At 69.5% G+C, this 14,682-nt stretch carries 17 protein-coding genes (1 of these 17 cut by a window edge); 8 read left to right on the forward strand and 9 right to left on the reverse strand.

Features of this window, described 5'->3' with window-relative positions:
• Window positions 1-88 precede the first annotated feature (88 nt).
• Together M9917_RS06055 and acnA are read right to left on the reverse strand one after the other, a co-directional pair.
• Window positions 89-370 carry an acyl carrier protein gene (locus M9917_RS06055; protein ID WP_114831854.1) on the reverse strand — a complete coding sequence of 94 codons (282 nt, stop codon included), beginning with the start codon at window positions 368-370 and terminating at the stop codon, window positions 89-91.
• A 205-nt stretch (window positions 371-575) separates the two neighbouring features.
• Entirely contained in the window at window positions 576-3,275 is a 2,700-nt protein-coding gene (gene acnA, locus M9917_RS06060; protein ID WP_297251807.1) for an aconitate hydratase AcnA, read from the reverse strand.
• Window positions 3,276-3,500: 225 nt separating this feature from the next.
• On the opposite strand from acnA, the gene ccmA reads away from it, so the two are divergent.
• From ccmA to M9917_RS06085, 5 genes are all read left to right on the forward strand, one after another.
• On the forward strand, window positions 3,501-4,115 hold the full coding sequence (gene ccmA, locus M9917_RS06065; RefSeq protein WP_297254743.1) for a heme ABC exporter ATP-binding protein CcmA: 615 nt from the start codon (window positions 3,501-3,503) through the stop codon (window positions 4,113-4,115).
• A complete protein-coding gene (gene ccmB, locus M9917_RS06070; protein WP_297251809.1) occupies window positions 4,112-4,780 on the forward strand; it encodes a heme exporter protein CcmB in 669 nt (222 codons plus the stop codon). The genes ccmA and ccmB overlap by 4 nt, the downstream gene beginning before the upstream one ends.
• Before the next feature lie 114 nt (window positions 4,781-4,894).
• On the forward strand, window positions 4,895-5,656 hold the full coding sequence (locus M9917_RS06075; protein WP_297251811.1) for a heme ABC transporter permease: 762 nt from the start codon (window positions 4,895-4,897) through the stop codon (window positions 5,654-5,656).
• Window positions 5,653-5,826 carry a heme exporter protein CcmD gene (ccmD, locus tag M9917_RS06080; protein WP_297251813.1) on the forward strand — a complete coding sequence of 58 codons (174 nt, stop codon included), beginning with the start codon at window positions 5,653-5,655 and terminating at the stop codon, window positions 5,824-5,826. The genes M9917_RS06075 and ccmD overlap by 4 nt, the downstream gene beginning before the upstream one ends.
• Window positions 5,823-6,416, forward strand: coding sequence for a DsbE family thiol:disulfide interchange protein (locus M9917_RS06085; RefSeq protein ID WP_297251815.1), 594 nt, complete (start codon window positions 5,823-5,825; stop codon window positions 6,414-6,416). Before ccmD ends, M9917_RS06085 begins: the two co-directional genes overlap by 4 nt.
• A gap of 7 nt (window positions 6,417-6,423) precedes the next feature.
• Here the strand turns inward: M9917_RS06085 and purQ are convergent, their stop codons facing one another.
• The 4 genes from purQ to purC all read right to left on the reverse strand — a co-directional run bounded on the left by purQ (window position 6,424) and on the right by purC (window position 8,865).
• On the reverse strand, window positions 6,424-7,116 hold the full coding sequence (gene purQ, locus M9917_RS06090; protein WP_297251817.1) for a phosphoribosylformylglycinamidine synthase subunit PurQ: 693 nt from the start codon (window positions 7,114-7,116) through the stop codon (window positions 6,424-6,426).
• Between the two features lie 3 nt (window positions 7,117-7,119).
• Entirely contained in the window at window positions 7,120-7,362 is a 243-nt protein-coding gene (purS, locus tag M9917_RS06095; RefSeq protein WP_297251818.1) for a phosphoribosylformylglycinamidine synthase subunit PurS, read from the reverse strand.
• An 82-nt stretch (window positions 7,363-7,444) separates the two neighbouring features.
• Window positions 7,445-8,029: a hypothetical protein gene (locus M9917_RS06100; RefSeq protein WP_297251820.1), complete on the reverse strand. Its 585-nt coding sequence runs from the start codon at window positions 8,027-8,029 to the stop codon at window positions 7,445-7,447.
• Between the two features lie 41 nt (window positions 8,030-8,070).
• Entirely contained in the window at window positions 8,071-8,865 is a 795-nt protein-coding gene (gene purC / locus M9917_RS06105) for a phosphoribosylaminoimidazolesuccinocarboxamide synthase (RefSeq protein ID WP_297251822.1), read from the reverse strand.
• A gap of 262 nt (window positions 8,866-9,127) precedes the next feature.
• Here purC and M9917_RS06110 point away from each other — a divergent pair, with 262 nt between their 5' ends.
• Together M9917_RS06110 and M9917_RS06115 are read left to right on the forward strand one after the other, a co-directional pair.
• A complete protein-coding gene (locus M9917_RS06110; protein WP_297251824.1) occupies window positions 9,128-9,451 on the forward strand; it encodes a DUF1476 domain-containing protein in 324 nt (107 codons plus the stop codon).
• Between the two features lie 9 nt (window positions 9,452-9,460).
• Window positions 9,461-10,240: an HpcH/HpaI aldolase family protein gene (locus M9917_RS06115; protein ID WP_297251826.1), complete on the forward strand. Its 780-nt coding sequence runs from the start codon at window positions 9,461-9,463 to the stop codon at window positions 10,238-10,240.
• Between the two features lie 6 nt (window positions 10,241-10,246).
• Here M9917_RS06115 and M9917_RS06120 read toward each other — a convergent pair whose 3' ends face one another.
• Entirely contained in the window at window positions 10,247-10,888 is a 642-nt protein-coding gene (locus tag M9917_RS06120; RefSeq protein WP_465246367.1) for a DNA-3-methyladenine glycosylase family protein, read from the reverse strand.
• Window positions 10,889-11,022: 134 nt separating this feature from the next.
• On the opposite strand from M9917_RS06120, the gene gluQRS reads away from it, so the two are divergent.
• Window positions 11,023-11,919, forward strand: coding sequence for a tRNA glutamyl-Q(34) synthetase GluQRS (gene gluQRS / locus M9917_RS06125; protein WP_465246332.1), 897 nt, complete (start codon window positions 11,023-11,025; stop codon window positions 11,917-11,919).
• Here gluQRS and M9917_RS06130 read toward each other — a convergent pair.
• Entirely contained in the window at window positions 11,916-12,833 is a 918-nt protein-coding gene (locus M9917_RS06130) for an AEC family transporter (protein WP_297251831.1), read from the reverse strand. The genes gluQRS and M9917_RS06130 overlap by 4 nt on opposite strands.
• A gap of 115 nt (window positions 12,834-12,948) precedes the next feature.
• A protein-coding gene (locus M9917_RS06135; RefSeq protein WP_297251839.1) for a M23 family metallopeptidase crosses the window boundary here: on the reverse strand, window positions 12,949-14,682 show its 3' portion. Its footprint extends 294 nt past the window's final position; the window shows 1,734 of its 2,028 coding nt (coding positions 295-2,028); the start codon falls outside the window, past its right edge; its stop codon occupies window positions 12,949-12,951.

Consider the following 14,682-nt stretch of genomic DNA (forward strand, 5'->3'; position numbering starts at 1 on the left):
CCGCGGCACGGACCGGACGATCCGCGCGGGCGACCCCTATGCTCTATCGGGAGCTGCGCGCCGGCTCAAGCCCGGCGGCGGCAGGCGTTCACGCCTTCTTGGCGGCGACGAGGTCGTCGATGCGCTGGCACAGGTTCTCGAGCACGAAATACTGCTCGGCCGGGGCCTTGCCCTCGTTGACCTCCTGCGTCCACTGCTCGAGCGGCAGCTTGATGCCGAACGCCTTGTCGATCGCGAAGGCGATGTCGAGAAAGGCGAGCGAGTCGATGCCGAGATCGTCGATGGCGTGGCTCTGCGGCGTGATCTTCTCACGCGGGATATCGCAGGTCTCGGAGATGATGCCGGCGACCGTCTCGAACGTGGCGGACATGCTGCGGGTGCTCCCGTCTGGTGTCGGTGATGGCGGGCGACATCCGAGCGCGGGATATCGTCCAGCGCCTACCCCAACGCCCCGCCGAGGATGACTGAACCGCCCCCTTACACTGCGGCGGGCGCGAGGACAACCGGGGCGGGCCCTCAATGCATCATGGCCGGCTTGCGCCGGCCATGACCCGTCTTAATCCCCGCGTTCCGGCTCAGGCGGCCAGCCCGCGCAGCACGTAATGCAGGATGCCGGCGTTGCGGAAGTAGTCGATCTCGTCCAGCGTATCGATGCGGCACAGGATCGGCACCTTCTTCACCGAGCCGTCGGCATAGGTGATCTCGGCCTCCATCATCTGGCGCGGCTTGACGTCGGCGAGGCCGTGGATGGTGACGGTCTCGTCGCCCTTCAGGTCGAGCGAGGCCCAGCTCGTGCCCTCGGCCAGCGTGAAGGGCACGACGCCCATGCCGACCAGGTTCGAGCGGTGGATGCGCTCGAAGCTCTGGGCGATCACCGCCTTGACGCCGAGCAGGTTCGTGCCCTTCGCCGCCCAGTCGCGCGAGGAGCCGTTGCCGTATTCGACACCGGCGAAGATCACCAGCGGCACCTTCTCCTGCTGGTAGCGCATCGCCGCGTCGTAGATCGGCATCTCCTCCTTGGAGGGATAGTGGATGGTGTAGCCGCCCTCGCGGCCGTTGGGGCCGAGCATGTGGTTGCGGATGCGGATATTGGCGAAGGTGCCGCGCATCATCACCTCATGGTTGCCGCGGCGCGTGCCGTACTGGTTGAAGTCGGCGACCGCGACGCCATGCTCGGTCAGGTAGTGCCCGGCGGGCGAGGCCGCCTTGATCGAGCCGGCCGGCGAGATGTGGTCGGTGGTGATCTTGTCGCCGAAGAGACCCAGGATGCGCGCGCCCTTGATATCGCCGATCGGCGCGGGCTTCTTGCCCATGCCCTGGAAATAGGGCGGGTTCTGCACATAGGTCGAGGCGTCGTCCCAGGCATAGGTCTCGCTCCTGGGCGCGTCGACCGCCCGCCAATGGGCATCGCCCTTGAAGACGTCGGCGTATTTCTCCTCGAACATCGCGCGGGTGACGTTCTGCTGGATGAAGCTCTGAATCTCCTTGTTGGAGGGCCAGATGTCCTTGAGATAGACGTCCTTGCCGTCCGAGCCCTGCCCGATGGGTTGCGTGGTCAGGTCCATCTGCACGGAGCCCGCGAGCGCATAGGCGACGACCAGCGGCGGCGAGGCGAGGTAGTTCGCCTGCACGTCGGGCGAGACGCGGCCCTCGAAATTGCGGTTGCCGGAGATGACGGCGCCGGCGATCAGGCTCTTCTCGTTGATCGCCTTCGAGATCGGCGCCGGCAGCGGGCCGGAATTGCCGATGCAGGTGGTGCAGCCGAAGCCGACCAGGTTGAAGCCGAGCTTGTCGAGATCGGCCTGCAGGCCGGACTTGGCGAGATACTCCGCCACGACCTGCGAGCCCGGCGCCAGCGAGGTCTTGACCCAGGGCTTGACCTTGAGGCCCTTGGCCACCGCGTTGCGGGCGAGCAGGCCCGCCGCCATCAGCACCGAGGGGTTGGAGGTGTTGGTGCAGGAGGTGATCGCCGCGATGACGACGTCGCCATGGCCGAGGTCGAAATCCTCGCCCTCGACGGCCACGCGGCGGGACAGCTCGCCGCCCTTCTTGTAGTCGCTCTCCATCGCGGCGGCGAAGCCGGCCTTGACGTCGGCGAGGTTGACGCGGCCCTCGGGGCGCTTGGGACCGGCCATCGAGGTCGTCACCGTCGAGAGGTCGAGCGCGAGCGTGTCGGTGAACACCGGGTCGGGCGTCTCGCGCGTGGCGAACAGGCCTTGCGCCTTGCTGTAGGCTTCGACCAGCGCGATGCGCTCCGCCTTGCGGCCGGTCACGGTGAGATAGTCCAGCGTCTCGGCATCGACCGGGAAGAAGCCGCAGGTCGCTCCGTATTCCGGGCCCATATTGGCGATCGTCGCGCGGTCGGCCAGCGTCAGATTGTAGAGGCCCGGCCCGAAGAACTCGACGAACTTGCCGACGACGCCCTTCTTGCGCAGCATCTGCGTGACGGTGAGCACGAGGTCGGTCGCGGTGATGCCTTCCTTGAGCGCGCCGGTCAGCTTGAAGCCGATCACCTCCGGCAGCAGCATCGACTGCGGCTGGCCGAGCATCGCGGCCTCGGCCTCGATGCCGCCGACGCCCCAGCCGAGCACGGCGAGACCATTGACCATGGTGGTGTGCGAATCGGTGCCGACGACGGTGTCGGGATAGGCGAGCTCGACCTCGACGCCGTCGACCGTCTCGTTACGGGTCCAGACGGTCTGGGCGAGGTATTCGAGATTGACCTGGTGGCAGATGCCGGTGCCGGGCGGGACGACGCGGAAATTGTCGAAGGCGCCCTGCCCCCATTTCAGGAACTTGTAGCGCTCGGCGTTGCGCTCGTATTCGAGCTCGACGTTCTGGGCGAGCGCCTTGGGCGTGCCGAACTCGTCGACGATGACCGAATGGTCGATGACGAGATCGACGGGGACGAGCGGGTTGATCTTCTGGGCGTCGCCGCCGAGCGCCTTGACGCCGTCGCGCATCGCCGCGAGGTCGACCACCGCGGGAACGCCGGTGAAATCCTGCATCAGCACGCGCGCCGGGCGGAAGCCGATCTCCTTGCCAGCCGTGCCCCTGTCGTCGAGCCAGGCGACGAAAGCCTCGATATCGGCCTTGGTGACGGAGCGGCCATCCTCGAAGCGCAGCAGGTTCTCGAGCAGCACCTTCATCGAGAAGGGCAGCTTCGAGATGCCGGGAAGGCCGTTCTTCTCGGCGTCGGGAAGGGAATAATAGGTGTAGGTCCTGCCGGCGGCGGTGAGCGTCTTGCGGGCTTTGAAGGAGTCGAGCGAGGCCATTTCGGCTTGATCCTGATCAAGGGGTTGCGGTCGCGACCGGCGCGCCCTTGCGGGCACAGCCGTTCGAGGGCCTAATGCGCATGACGCGCGCGCCGCCCCGGGAGTGCCCGAGCCCCGCGCCGGATCGGCGTGCGGCGTAGCCGCGGGTTCTATAGAGCAATTCCAAGAAGCGCGCTAGATGAACGAAATGAGCTCGAACGCACCTGCGGCCGCCTCTTGAGACGGATTTGCTTTTCTCCCACCAGCCTTCATGCCGAGGATCTCGCCTGCCGCCGCGGCGGCAGGCTGATCTTCGAGGGCGTGAGCTTGACCTTGCGTCCGGGCGAGGCGATCGCGCTGACGGGGCGCAACGGCGCCGGCAAGTCAAGCCTGATCGCCATGCTCTGCGGGCGCCTGCGGCCGGAGCGCGGCGCGATCCGGCTGGAAGGCGGGCAGGACGAGGCCGATCTCGCGGGGCTTGCCCATCTCGTCGGCCATCGCGACGGGCTGAAGACCGCGCTGACGGCCCGCGAGAACCTCGCCTTCGCGCAGGATGTGCTGGGCGATGCCGCCGCGACGCCGGAGGAGGCGCTCAGCCTCGTCGGGCTCGGGCACGCGGCGCAGTTGCCGGCCGGCTATCTCTCGGCCGGGCAGCGGCGGCGGGTGGCGCTGGCGCGCCTCCTCGTCTCGCGCCGGCCCTACTGGCTGCTCGACGAGCCGCTCTCGGCGCTCGATGCCGCCTCGCAGGCGATGGTCGCCGGGCTGATGCGCGACCATCTCGCGCAGGGCGGGGCGATCCTGGCCGCGACCCACGGCCCGCTCGGGCTCGACGGCGCGCGCGACGTCAGGATCGGGCCGTGAGCCGCGCCTTCCTCGCCATCCTGAGCCGCGACCTCACCGTCGCGGCGCGCGCGGGCGGCGGCGGCGAGCTCGCGCTCGTCTTCTTCCTGACGATCACCGTGCTCGTGCCCTTCGCGCTCGGGCCGGACCTCAACCTGTTGTCGCGGATCGGCCCGGCGATCCTCTGGCTCGGCGCCCTGCTCTCCGTGCTGATCGGGCTCGACCGGCTGTTCCAGAGCGACGAGGAGGACGGCTCGCTCGACCTGATCCGGGCCTCGGCCCTGCCGCTCGAGCTTGCCGTGCTGGCCAAGGGGCTGGCGCATTGGCTGACGACAGGGCTGCCGCTGGCATTGGCCTCGCCGTTGCTCGGCCTTCTGGTGGCGCTGCCGGGCGAGGGCGTGCTGCCGCTCATCGCGACGCTCCTGGTCGGCACGCCGGCTTTGAGCTTCATCGGCGCGGCCGGGGCGGCGCTGGCGGCGGGCCTGCGGCGCGGCGGGCTGATCGTGCCGGTGCTGGTCGCGCCGCTGACGGTGCCGGTGCTGATCTTCGGCGTCTCGGCGGCGAATGCGGCGCTTGGCGGCACCGTGCCGTTCCTGACGCCGTTTCTGATCCTCTGCGCGATCTCGCTGGCGGCCATCGTGGTCGGGACCATCGCGGCGGCGGCGGCGCTCAGGCAGGCCGATTGATGGCTGTCCGGTTCGTGATGTCGCATCTCAAGGCTGCGCATTGCTTGGAACGGGTCGAGATTGCTAAAGCAGCGCCATGGCGCTTCCGCCCCCTGAGATGACATCGCCGGCAGCATGGCCAGCCTGATCGACCTCGCCAACCCGACGCGCTTCATGCGCTTCTCGGCGAAGCTGCTGCCGTGGCTCGCCGCCGTGGCGGCGCTGCTCGTCGTCGCCGGGCTCTATCTCGCCTGGTTCAAGGCGCCCGCCGACTACCAGCAGGGCGAGACCATCCGGATCATGTTCATCCATGTCCCGGCCGCCTGGCTCGCGATGATGTTCTATTCGATGATGGCGGTCTCGGCGCTGGGCACGCTGGTCTGGCGCCATCCGCTCGCTGACGTCGCGCAGAAGGCGGCGGCGCCGATCGGAGCCTCCTTCGCGCTCATCTGCCTGATCACCGGCGCGCTCTGGGGCAAGCCGATGTGGGGCACCTACTGGGTCTGGGACGCGCGGCTGACCTCGGTGCTCGTGCTGCTTTTGATCTATCTCGGCATCATCGCGCTCTGGCGGGTGCTCGACGAGCCCTCGCGCGCGGCGCGCGCCGTCGCCATCCTGACGCTCACCGGCTTCGTCAACGTGCCGATCATCAAGTTCTCGGTCGACTGGTGGAACACGCTGCACCAGCCGGCCTCGGTCTTCCGCATGGGCGGGCCTGCCATCGACGGCTCGATGCTCTGGCCGCTCATGATCCTCGCGGCCGGCTTCACCCTGTTCGCGCTTTGCCTGCACATGGTGGCGATGCGCGCCGAGATCATGCGCCGGCGGGTCAGGACGCTGACGATCCTCGAGGCCGAGCGGCTCGACCGGCTGGCGGCGCAAGGGGTGCCGGCATGACCGGGCTTCTCGACGCGCTCGGGCCGCATGCCGGCTTCATCCTCGCCTCCTATGGCGCGGCGGGGCTGGTCCTGGGCGGGCTGACGCTCGCGATCCTGCGCGACCATGCCGTCCAGAAGCGGACGCTCGAGGCGCTGGAGCGCCGCCGCCCCGGCCGGGAGCGGCGATGAGCCGGACCGAAACCCCGCCGCGGCGGCGTTCGCCGCTGATCTTCCTCGCGCCGCTGATCGTCTTCGGCGGGCTCGCGATCGTCTTCGCCATCGGGCTGTTCTCGGGCGACAAGAGCAAGGTTCCCTCCGCCCTGATCGGACGCGTCGCGCCGGCGATCGCGCTTGCCCCGCTGGAGGGGCTCCAGCGGGACGGCGAGCCGGTGCCGGCCTTCGGCAACGCCGATCTCGCCCAGGGGCGGGCGACGCTGGTCAATGTCTGGGCGAGCTGGTGCGCGCCCTGCCGGGTCGAGCATCCCGTGCTGATGGGCCTGGCCGAGACCGATGCGGTCAGGCAGGGCAAGGTCGCGCTGGTCGGGATGAACTACAAGGACGAGGCGGAGAATGCGCGCCGTTTCCTCGGCGCGCTGGGCAATCCGTTCTCGGCGGTCGGGACGGACCGGGCCGGGCGCGCGGCGATCGAATGGGGCGTCTATGGCGTGCCCGAGACCTTCGTCATCGGGCCGGACGGGCATATCCTCGACAAGCATGTCGGCCCGCTCGACCAGGCGAGCGCCGGGCGCCTGCTCACGCGGGCGCTGAAGGGGCGGTGACGGCCTTTCAGGCCGCCTTGCCCTGCATCAGGCTGTCGAACAGGCCGCGCCCGTCGGTGCCGCCGACCAGGGAATCGATCAGGTTTTCCGGGTGCGGCATCAGCCCGAGCACGTTGAGGCCGGGCGAATAGATGCCGGCGATATTATTCAGCGAGCCGTTCGGGTTCGCCTCGGGCGTGACGGTGCCTTGCGCATCCGCATAGCGGAAGGCGACGAGGCCCTCGCCTTCGAGGCGGGCGAGCGTCTCGGGATCGGCGATGTAATTGCCCTCGCCATGGGCGATGCAGACATCGATGACCTGCCCCTTGGCATAGGCGCGGGTGAAGGCGGTGTCGTTGCGCTCGACGGTCAGATGCTGGCGCCGGCAGACGAATTTGAGATGGGCGTTGCGCACGAGGATGCCGGGCAGAAGCCCCGCCTCGCAGGCGATCTGGAAGCCGTTGCAGATGCCGAGCACATAGCCGCCCCGCACCGCGTGCGCGCGGGTCGCGTCCATGATGCGGGCGCGCCCGGCGATGGCGCCGGTGCGCAGATAATCGCCATAGGAGAAGCCGCCCGGCAACACGACGAGGTCGGTGCCCTTCGGCAGCCCGGTATCGGCGTGCCAGACGGGCACGACCTCGGCGCCGGCCTGCCTCAGCGCCCTGGCGACGTCACCGTCGCGATTGGAGCCCGGAAAGGTGATGACGGCGGCCTTCATCGCTCAGGCTCCGATCTCGACGCGGTAGTTCTCGATCACGGTGTTGGCGAGCAGCTTCTCGCAGGCCGCCTTCAGCGCCGCCTCGGCGGCGACCTTGTCGGCGGTCGCAAGCTCGATGTCGAAGACCTTGCCCTGGCGCACCGAGCCGATGCCGTCGATGCCGAGCGACTTCAGCGCGCCCTCGATCGCCTTGCCCTGCGGATCGAGCACGCCGTTCTTCAGGGTGACGGTGACGCGGGCTTTCATGGCGATCTCCGGAGGCGCTTGGTGCCGCTGCCTTACCGGCGAATCGGGGCGGGCTCAACCGTTTCCCGCCGTTTCACGTGAATCAGCGGCTCTGCCAGGCGGCCTCGGCTTCCCGGCGGGCGGCTTCTGCCGTCTCGCTCACGGCCAGCGCCACGACGAGCCGGTCGTCCTCGCGCCCGTAGAGGATCGCGGCGACGGCCCGGCGGCCGCCGGCATCGAGCGAGCGGATGGTGACGAGCACGCCCTTCGCCTGATCTGAATCGATCCGGATGACCTCGGTTGCGCTGCGCGCCGGCTTCGGTTCGGCCTTCTTCTGCTGTTTCCGCTGCGCCTTGCGGCGCTCGGCGGCCTTGTCCGCGGCGAGCCGGGCGAAAGCCCGCCCGAGGCGCGCCGGGCTTTGCGACAGGGCGCGCTCCATCTCCCGGGCCCGCTCGCCTTCCAGCGCGATGACGGCGGCGAAACCCTGGCGGGCGCAGGCTTCGCGCGGGCAGAACGTCATCGCGCGCGCTTGAAGCCCTTCGTTCAGCACCCAGGAGCCGATCGGCAGGGGCTGCCAGCCCTCCGTGGCCGGCAGGCCGGCGATGCCCGGCCCGAAATGATGCGAGCAGGCGCCGAGCAGGAGGCCACCGGCGAGAACCAGGGCCGCGACATGAAAACGGGAGCGCATGCGCTCCCGTCTCATAGACGATGATGGCTGCGCGATGGCGCTCACTGCACCAGGCGCGGGCCGGTCGGGCCGGGATTCTCGTGCTCGCCCAGGATGCCGAGGCGGCGGGCGACTTCCGAATAGGCCTCGATCAGCCCGCCCATGTCGCGGCGGAAGCGGTCCTTGTCCATCTTGTCCTTGGAGCGGATGTCCCAGAGGCGGCAGGAATCGGGGCTGATCTCGTCGGCGACGACGATGCGCATCATCTCGCCTTCCCACAGCCGCCCGGTCTCCATCTTGAAGTCGACGAGGCGGATGCCGGCGCCCAGGAACAGGCCGGAGAGGAAGTCGTTGACGCGGATCGCCAGCGCCATGATGTCGTCGATCTCCTGCGGCGTCGCCCAGCCGAAGGCGGTGATGTGCTCCTCGGAGACCATCGGATCGCTGAGCGCGTCGTTCTTGTAGTAGAACTCGATGATCGAGCGCGGCAGCTGCGTGCCCTCCTCGAGGCCGAGCCGCGTCGCCAGGGAGCCGGCGGCGACGTTGCGCACCACGACCTCGAGCGGGATGATCTCGACCTCGCGGATCAGCTGCTCGCGCATGTTGAGCCGGCGGATGAAATGCGTCGGCACGCCGATATCGTTGAGATTCGAGAAGATGTGCTCGCAGATGCGGTTGTTGAGCACGCCCTTGCCGTCGATCACCTCGTGCTTCTTGGCGTTGAAGGCGGTGGCGTCGTCCTTGAAATGCTGGATCAGCGTACCGGGCTCGGGTCCTTCATAGAGGACCTTCGCCTTGCCTTCGTAGATGCGACGGCGGCGATTCATGGGTATGTACCGTGGCTTGAGGAAATCCAAAGGTCGGCCCTCTCTGGACGCGATGGGCTCGCGCGGGAACTGGCCCCTGATCTGGTCGCGCCCGCGCCGCCGGCCTGCTGGACGAAAATCCAGCGGCGGCAACGGCGCCGGCGCGCATGCGGGAGCGCCGGAGGCGCGCTCGCGCCTGCTATATGGAGCGTCTCAGCCACAAACGCAACAAACCCGGGCTGGCCCTCCTCCCGCCATCGGCCTATATGGTTGAGCGGAAACCCGTATCGCCCAAAGAGGACATGGACGCCGCATGACGACCTTCGACCAGCGCAAGGACGCCTACGAGAACAAGTTCGCCCATGACGAGGAGCTGCGCTTCAAGGCGACGGCAAGGCGCAACAAGCTGCTCGGGCTCTGGGCCGCCGAGAAGCTCGGCAAGAGCGGGGCGGAGGCGGATGCCTATGCCAAGGCGGTCGTCGTGGCCGACTTCGAGGAGGCCGGCGACGAGGACGTGGTGCGCAAGGTCAGGAACGACTTCGCCGCCGCCGGCGTCGCGCTCGCCGATGCCGAGATCCGCGCCGTGATGACCGAGCTGCTGATCAGGGCGGCCGACGAGATCCAGGCCGGACGCTGAGTGGAAGCCATGGCCGCGCCCACCGTCCTGTCCTCCCTCGCCGACCGCTTCGCCAGGGGCGACAGCATCGTCTCGGCCTGGTGCGGCCTGCCCGACCCTTCCGTCTCGGCGACGCTCGCCCAGGAGGATTTCGACGCGATCACGCTCGACATGCAGCACGGGCCGATCACGCTTTCCGAGGTGATCCGCGCCGTTCCGCTGATCAACGCCGCCGGCAAGCCGGCGGTGGCGCGCGTGCCCGTAGGGGAGTTCCAGAACGTCTCGAAGCTGTTCGACAGCGGCGTCTCCGGCGTCATCGCGCCGATGATCAACACGATGGAGGATGCCCGCCGCTTCGCGGCCTACGCCAAATATCCGCCGATGGGCGAGCGCAGCTGGGGCAGCTACGGGGGCCTCGGCGCCTCCGGCCTCGACCAGAACGGCTATCTCGGGCAAGCGAATCGCTTCTCGCTCACCTTCGCGATGATCGAGACGCGCGAGGCGTTGGCGATCGTCGACGACATCCTGGCGCTGCCGGGGATCGATGCCCTGTTCGTCGGGCCGTCGGATCTGTCGATCGCGCTCTCCAATGGGGCGAGGGTCGATGCGGCGGCGCGAGAGGTCGACGAGGCGTTCAAGCATGTCGTCGCCCGCGCCTCGGCGGTGAACAAGCCCGTCGCGCTCTATTGCGCGACGGCCGAGCGCGCCAGGGAGGGCCTGGCGATGGGCGCCCGCTTCGTCACCGTGATGAGCGATTCCTCGATGCTGCGCGCGGCGGCCCGCAGCGCGCTCGAGATCACGCGCGGCTGAGCGGCTTCAGCCGCCGATGCCCTCGCGGCGCTTCGTGAGGGCGTAGTCGGCCCAGAGCAGGCGGGCGGCGACGCCGCGCCAGGGCCGCCAGGCTTCCGCCATGGCCTGAAGCGCGGCGGGCTTCGGCCGCGCGGAAAGGCCGAAGGCATGGCGGGCGGCTTCCTGGATCGCGAGGTCGCCGGCGGCGAAGCCGTCGCGATGGCCGAGGCAGAACATCAGATAGATATCGGCGCTCCACGGGCCGATGCCGGGGAGCGCGGTCATCCGGGCGTGGACCTCCTCGGGGGAGGCGTGCTCGAGCGCCTCGAAGGCGAACCGGCCTTCGACCAGCGCGGCGGCGAGGGCGCGCAACGTGCGCTGCTTCGGCCGCGACAGGCCCGTGAGCCGCATCTCCTCGTCGCTCGCCGTGAGGATGCGCTGCGGCGTCAGCGGCGTGAGCACGCCGGCGAAGCGGTTCCAGACGGCGCTCGCGCTGGCGACCGACAATTGCTGCGCGACGACGATCGCCGCCAGGCCTGGAAAGCCGCCCTCGCGCAGCCTGAGCGGCGGCAGGCCGGTGCGCGCGACGACCGGCCGCCAGGCCGGGTCGAGCGCGGCGAGCGCGGCCATGCCTTCCTCGAGATCGGCATTGCAGGTGATTCGCGCGATCATGGGCTTTAAGCATCGATGGCAGGGACGACGGCTTGCGTCAGCAGGGGGGCGGGTTTCCCGATCGGCTTATGCCGTCATGGCGAGGAGCAATGCCGGTTCAGTCGGATCGGATTCGGTTCTAGACAGGACGGATGGTGCCCGCTCCACCCGTTTCCGGCAAACCCGTCTTCCGCTTCGCGCCGAGTCCGAACGGGCGCCTGCATCTCGGCCATGCGCTGTCGGCGCTGACCAACGAGGCGCTGGCGCGCCGATTCGGCGGGCGCCTGCTGCTGCGGATCGAGGATATCGACCGGACCCGGTGCCGGCCGGAATTCGAGCGGGGAATCGTGGAAGAGCTCGCCTGGCTCGGTATTGCGTTCGAGCCTGGCCCGCGCCGGCAATCCGAGCATTTCGACGATTACGGACGGGCGCTCGCCGCCTTGCGCCGGCGCGGGCTCGTCTATCCCTGCTTCTGCTCGCGCGCGGAGATCCGCGAGGCGGTCGCGATCCGGGAAGCGGCCGGCGCGCCATGGCCGGCCGATCCGGACGGCGCGCCGCTTTATCCCGGCCTCTGCAAGGGGCTCGATTCCGATGAGGCGGCGCGGCGCATCGGCGCCGGGGAGCCGCATGTGCTGCGGCTCGACATGGCGGCGGCGCTCGCCGCCGCAGGGCGCCCGCTCGGCTATGGCGTCTTCGATGCGCGGGGCGCCCGGCAGGCCGTGACGTCCGCGCCCGGGCGCTGGGGCGATGTCGTGCTCGCCCGCAAGGAGGTGCCGACGAGCTATCATCTGTCCGTCGTGGTCGACGACGCGCTGCAGGGCGTGAGCCATGTCGTGCGCGGCCGCGACCTGGAGGCGGCGACGGATGTGCATGTCCTGCTGCAGAACCTCCTCGACCTGCCGACGCCGCTCTATCACTTCCACCCGCTGCTGCGCGACGGGGAGGGGCACAAGCTCGCCAAGAGCCGCGGATCGGAAAGCCTGTCGGCGTTGCGGGAGGGCGGCGTCACCGCGCAGGCGATCCGCCGGCGGCTCGGCTTCGCCTTCTAGCCGAGGCCGAGGAAGGCGAGCCAGGCGGCGGTCGAGAACAGCGACAGCAGGGTCGAGAGCGTGATCGCGCTCGATGCGTCGGCCACGCCCTGGCGGTAGCGCTCGGCGAAGAGATAGGCGTTGATGCCGCAGGGGCAGGCGGCGAACAGCACCGCGACCCCGGACCAGTGGGCCGGCATCTCGAAGACATGCCGCGCCAGCCAATAGACCAGCAGCGGGTGCAGCCCGAGCTTCAGCCCGCTCAGCACCGCCGGCAGGGCGAGGCCCGATTCGAGCCCGTAGCGGCGCATGGCGATGCCGAGCCCGATCAGCGCGCAGGGCACGGCCGCCTTCGACAGCAGGTCGACCAGCGTCCAGACCGGCGCCGGGATCAGCCCGGCCACGGGGCGCGCCGCCATGCCGAGGATGATGCCGACGATGATCGGATGGGTGAAGAGGCGCTTGAGCAGCAGCGGAATCGAGGCCGAGCGGCCCTCGGCCAGCAGGGTCGCCGCCGTCATCGTGACCGGCAGGTGGACGGCGAGCAGCAGGCCGAGCGGCACGGCGCCGGCATCGCCGTAAGCCTTGAGGATCATCGGGATGCCGACGAAGATGGTGTTCGACTGCGCCGCCGCGAAGCCGCAGACGACCAGCTCCGGCCCCTTGCGCGCGAAGACCCGCGAGGCGATCAGCATCGCCAGGCCCCAGACCACGGCGAGCCCGGCGAAATAGGCGATCCAGTAGCCCCAGGGCTGGGTCGCGGGGATATCGGCCGTGGCGAGCGTGCGGAACAGCAGGCAGGGCACGGCGAGGACGAAGACGAAATCGGACAGGCCCTCGCCGGTCGATTCGCGCAGGAGCCGCGCCCAGCGCGCGAGATAGCCAAGCCCGATCAGCCCGAAGACGGGCAGGACGACGAGAAGGGAAGCGGCCATGGCTTTTGAAGCTCATGCGGTGGGGGGACGGGACACGCGAGCCTGCCGCGGTGTCCGCTCCGGCGCGCTCTGTCAAGCCGGGCCGGGGCTTTCCGGCGTCGCGCCGGCCTCAAGCTCAGCGCAGCTGGGCCAGCGTGCCGCCGGCCTTCTCGATCAGGCTGCGGATCTCGTCGCGCTGGCGCTTGAACTCGGCCAGCGTCGTGCCCTGCAACTCGCGCCCGCGCGGCACGCGGATCTTCATCGGGTTGACGAAATTGCCGTTGACCAGCACCTCGTAATGCAGATGCGGGCCCGTGGAGAGGCCGGTCGAGCCGAGATAGCCGATGATCTGGCCCTGCCGCACCTTGGCGCCCGGCACGATGCCGGCCGCGAAGTTGGACTGGTGCGAATAGGTGGTGACGTAGCCGTTGGCGTGCTGGATCTCGGTGTGCTTGCCATAGCCGGAGGACCAGCCGGCCTTGAGCACGGTGCCGTTGCCGGCGGCGAGGATCGGCGTGCCGATCCGGTTCGACCAGTCGACGCCGGTGTGCATCTTCGAATAGCGCATGATCGGGTGGTAGCGCATGCCGAAGCCGGAGCGCAGCTCGCCGTCGGCGATCGGCTTGCGCAGCAGGAACTTCTTCAGCGACTTGCCCTCGTCGTCGAAATACTCGATCAGCCCGTCATCGGGCGCCTGGTAGCGATAGACCCGCCGGGCCTCGCCGTTGACGGTCAGCGTCGCGGAGAGGATCTCGGCGCGCTCGCCCTCGTCCTCCTCGGTGAAGATCACCTCCAGATTGTCGCCGCCATGGACGCGCTGCTGGAAATCGAGATCGTAGGAGAAGATGCGCACGAGCTCGTCGACCAGCGGGCGCGGCAGGTCGTGCCGGGCGCCGGTCTCGTAGAGGCTCTCATAGAGCCTCGCGCCGCCGGTGCCCTCGTTCTCGTCATCCTCGTCCTCGGCATTGCGCCGCTGTGGGCGCTGCGGGCCGGCCTGATCCTGGCGCGGCAGATCGACCTGCGCGAAGGCGCCCTTGTCGTTCATCGCGATCGTCGCGTCGGGCCGGCCGTTGCTCAACAGCGAGACGCGCATGACCTGCCTCGGGTCGCCGAGGCGCGGGCCGGGCGCATAGAGCACCTGCAGGACCTGGCCATCGGGCAGGGCGGCGGTGCGGATCCTGCCGCCGAAGGCGGCGATCATCGCGCGGATCTGCTCGGGGGCGGCGCCCGCGCCGCGCATGACCTGCTCGAAATTCTCGCCGCGCTTGGCCATCACGAGCTTGTCCTCGACGAGCGGCTCGCGCGAGGCGGCGATCGGGGTCTTCGGCGCGTTGGTGACGTTCTCCGGCACGACGCGCACCTCGATGCCGGAGAAGCGGGTGTCGGTCGCCGGCGCATAGGCGAGAAGGTCGGTGCCCGGCGTCGCCGTGCCGGTCAGCGTGCGGCTGAGCATCAGCTGCGGCGGGATCGGCAGGGCGCGCTGGCGGCCGGAGCTTGCCATGTTGGCGCGCTCCTCCTCGATCTGGGCGATCACCTCGGCGTCGCCGAGCTGCGGCTTGCCGGGGGGCAGGGTGAGATCGCCGAGATCGCGCTTGACGATGGTGACGTCGGCGTCCGGCATGTCCTGGGCCGGCTCGGCATAGCGCTCGTCGGGCTGCCCGCCCTCGGCGAAAAGGCGCAGCGGGTTGAAGGGCGGAATGTTTGAGGCATAGACGCCGGTGGTCAGCGACAGGTTGGAGGCCAGGCGCACGAAGGGGCGCACGCGGATGACCTCGCGCTCGCCGCTGCGCTGCGACATCGGCGCGCGCAGGGTGTGGCGCGCCGCCATGACAGGCTGGTCGCTCACCAGCTTGTCGGCCTTGCGCGCGCC

Origin of the sequence: Bosea sp. (in: a-proteobacteria) (assembly GCF_023953965.1) — a bacterium.
In the GTDB taxonomy this organism is placed as follows: Bacteria; Pseudomonadota; Alphaproteobacteria; order Rhizobiales; family Beijerinckiaceae; genus Allobosea.

What these genes read in the sequence shown, in the direction of transcription:
- M9917_RS06055 (WP_114831854.1), bottom strand. Translation starts at nt 370, where the DNA reads ATGTCCGCCACGTTCGAGACGGTCGCCGGCATCATCTCCGAGACCTGC.
- M9917_RS06115 (WP_297251826.1), top strand. Translation starts at nt 9,461, where the DNA reads ATGGCCGCGCCCACCGTCCTGTCCTCCCTCGCCGACCGCTTCGCCAGG.
- ccmD (WP_297251813.1), top strand. Translation starts at nt 5,653, where the DNA reads ATGACCGGGCTTCTCGACGCGCTCGGGCCGCATGCCGGCTTCATCCTC.
- M9917_RS06075 (WP_297251811.1), top strand. Translation starts at nt 4,895, where the DNA reads ATGGCCAGCCTGATCGACCTCGCCAACCCGACGCGCTTCATGCGCTTC.
- acnA (WP_297251807.1), bottom strand. Translation starts at nt 3,275, where the DNA reads ATGGCCTCGCTCGACTCCTTCAAAGCCCGCAAGACGCTCACCGCCGCC.
- purS (WP_297251818.1), bottom strand. Translation starts at nt 7,362, where the DNA reads ATGAAAGCCCGCGTCACCGTCACCCTGAAGAACGGCGTGCTCGATCCG.
- M9917_RS06110 (WP_297251824.1), top strand. Translation starts at nt 9,128, where the DNA reads ATGACGACCTTCGACCAGCGCAAGGACGCCTACGAGAACAAGTTCGCC.
- M9917_RS06085 (WP_297251815.1), top strand. Translation starts at nt 5,823, where the DNA reads ATGAGCCGGACCGAAACCCCGCCGCGGCGGCGTTCGCCGCTGATCTTC.
- purQ (WP_297251817.1), bottom strand. Translation starts at nt 7,116, where the DNA reads ATGAAGGCCGCCGTCATCACCTTTCCGGGCTCCAATCGCGACGGTGAC.
- M9917_RS06100 (WP_297251820.1), bottom strand. Translation starts at nt 8,029, where the DNA reads ATGCGCTCCCGTTTTCATGTCGCGGCCCTGGTTCTCGCCGGTGGCCTC.
- gluQRS (WP_465246332.1), top strand. Translation starts at nt 11,023, where the DNA reads ATGGTGCCCGCTCCACCCGTTTCCGGCAAACCCGTCTTCCGCTTCGCG.
- M9917_RS06130 (WP_297251831.1), bottom strand. Translation starts at nt 12,833, where the DNA reads ATGGCCGCTTCCCTTCTCGTCGTCCTGCCCGTCTTCGGGCTGATCGGG.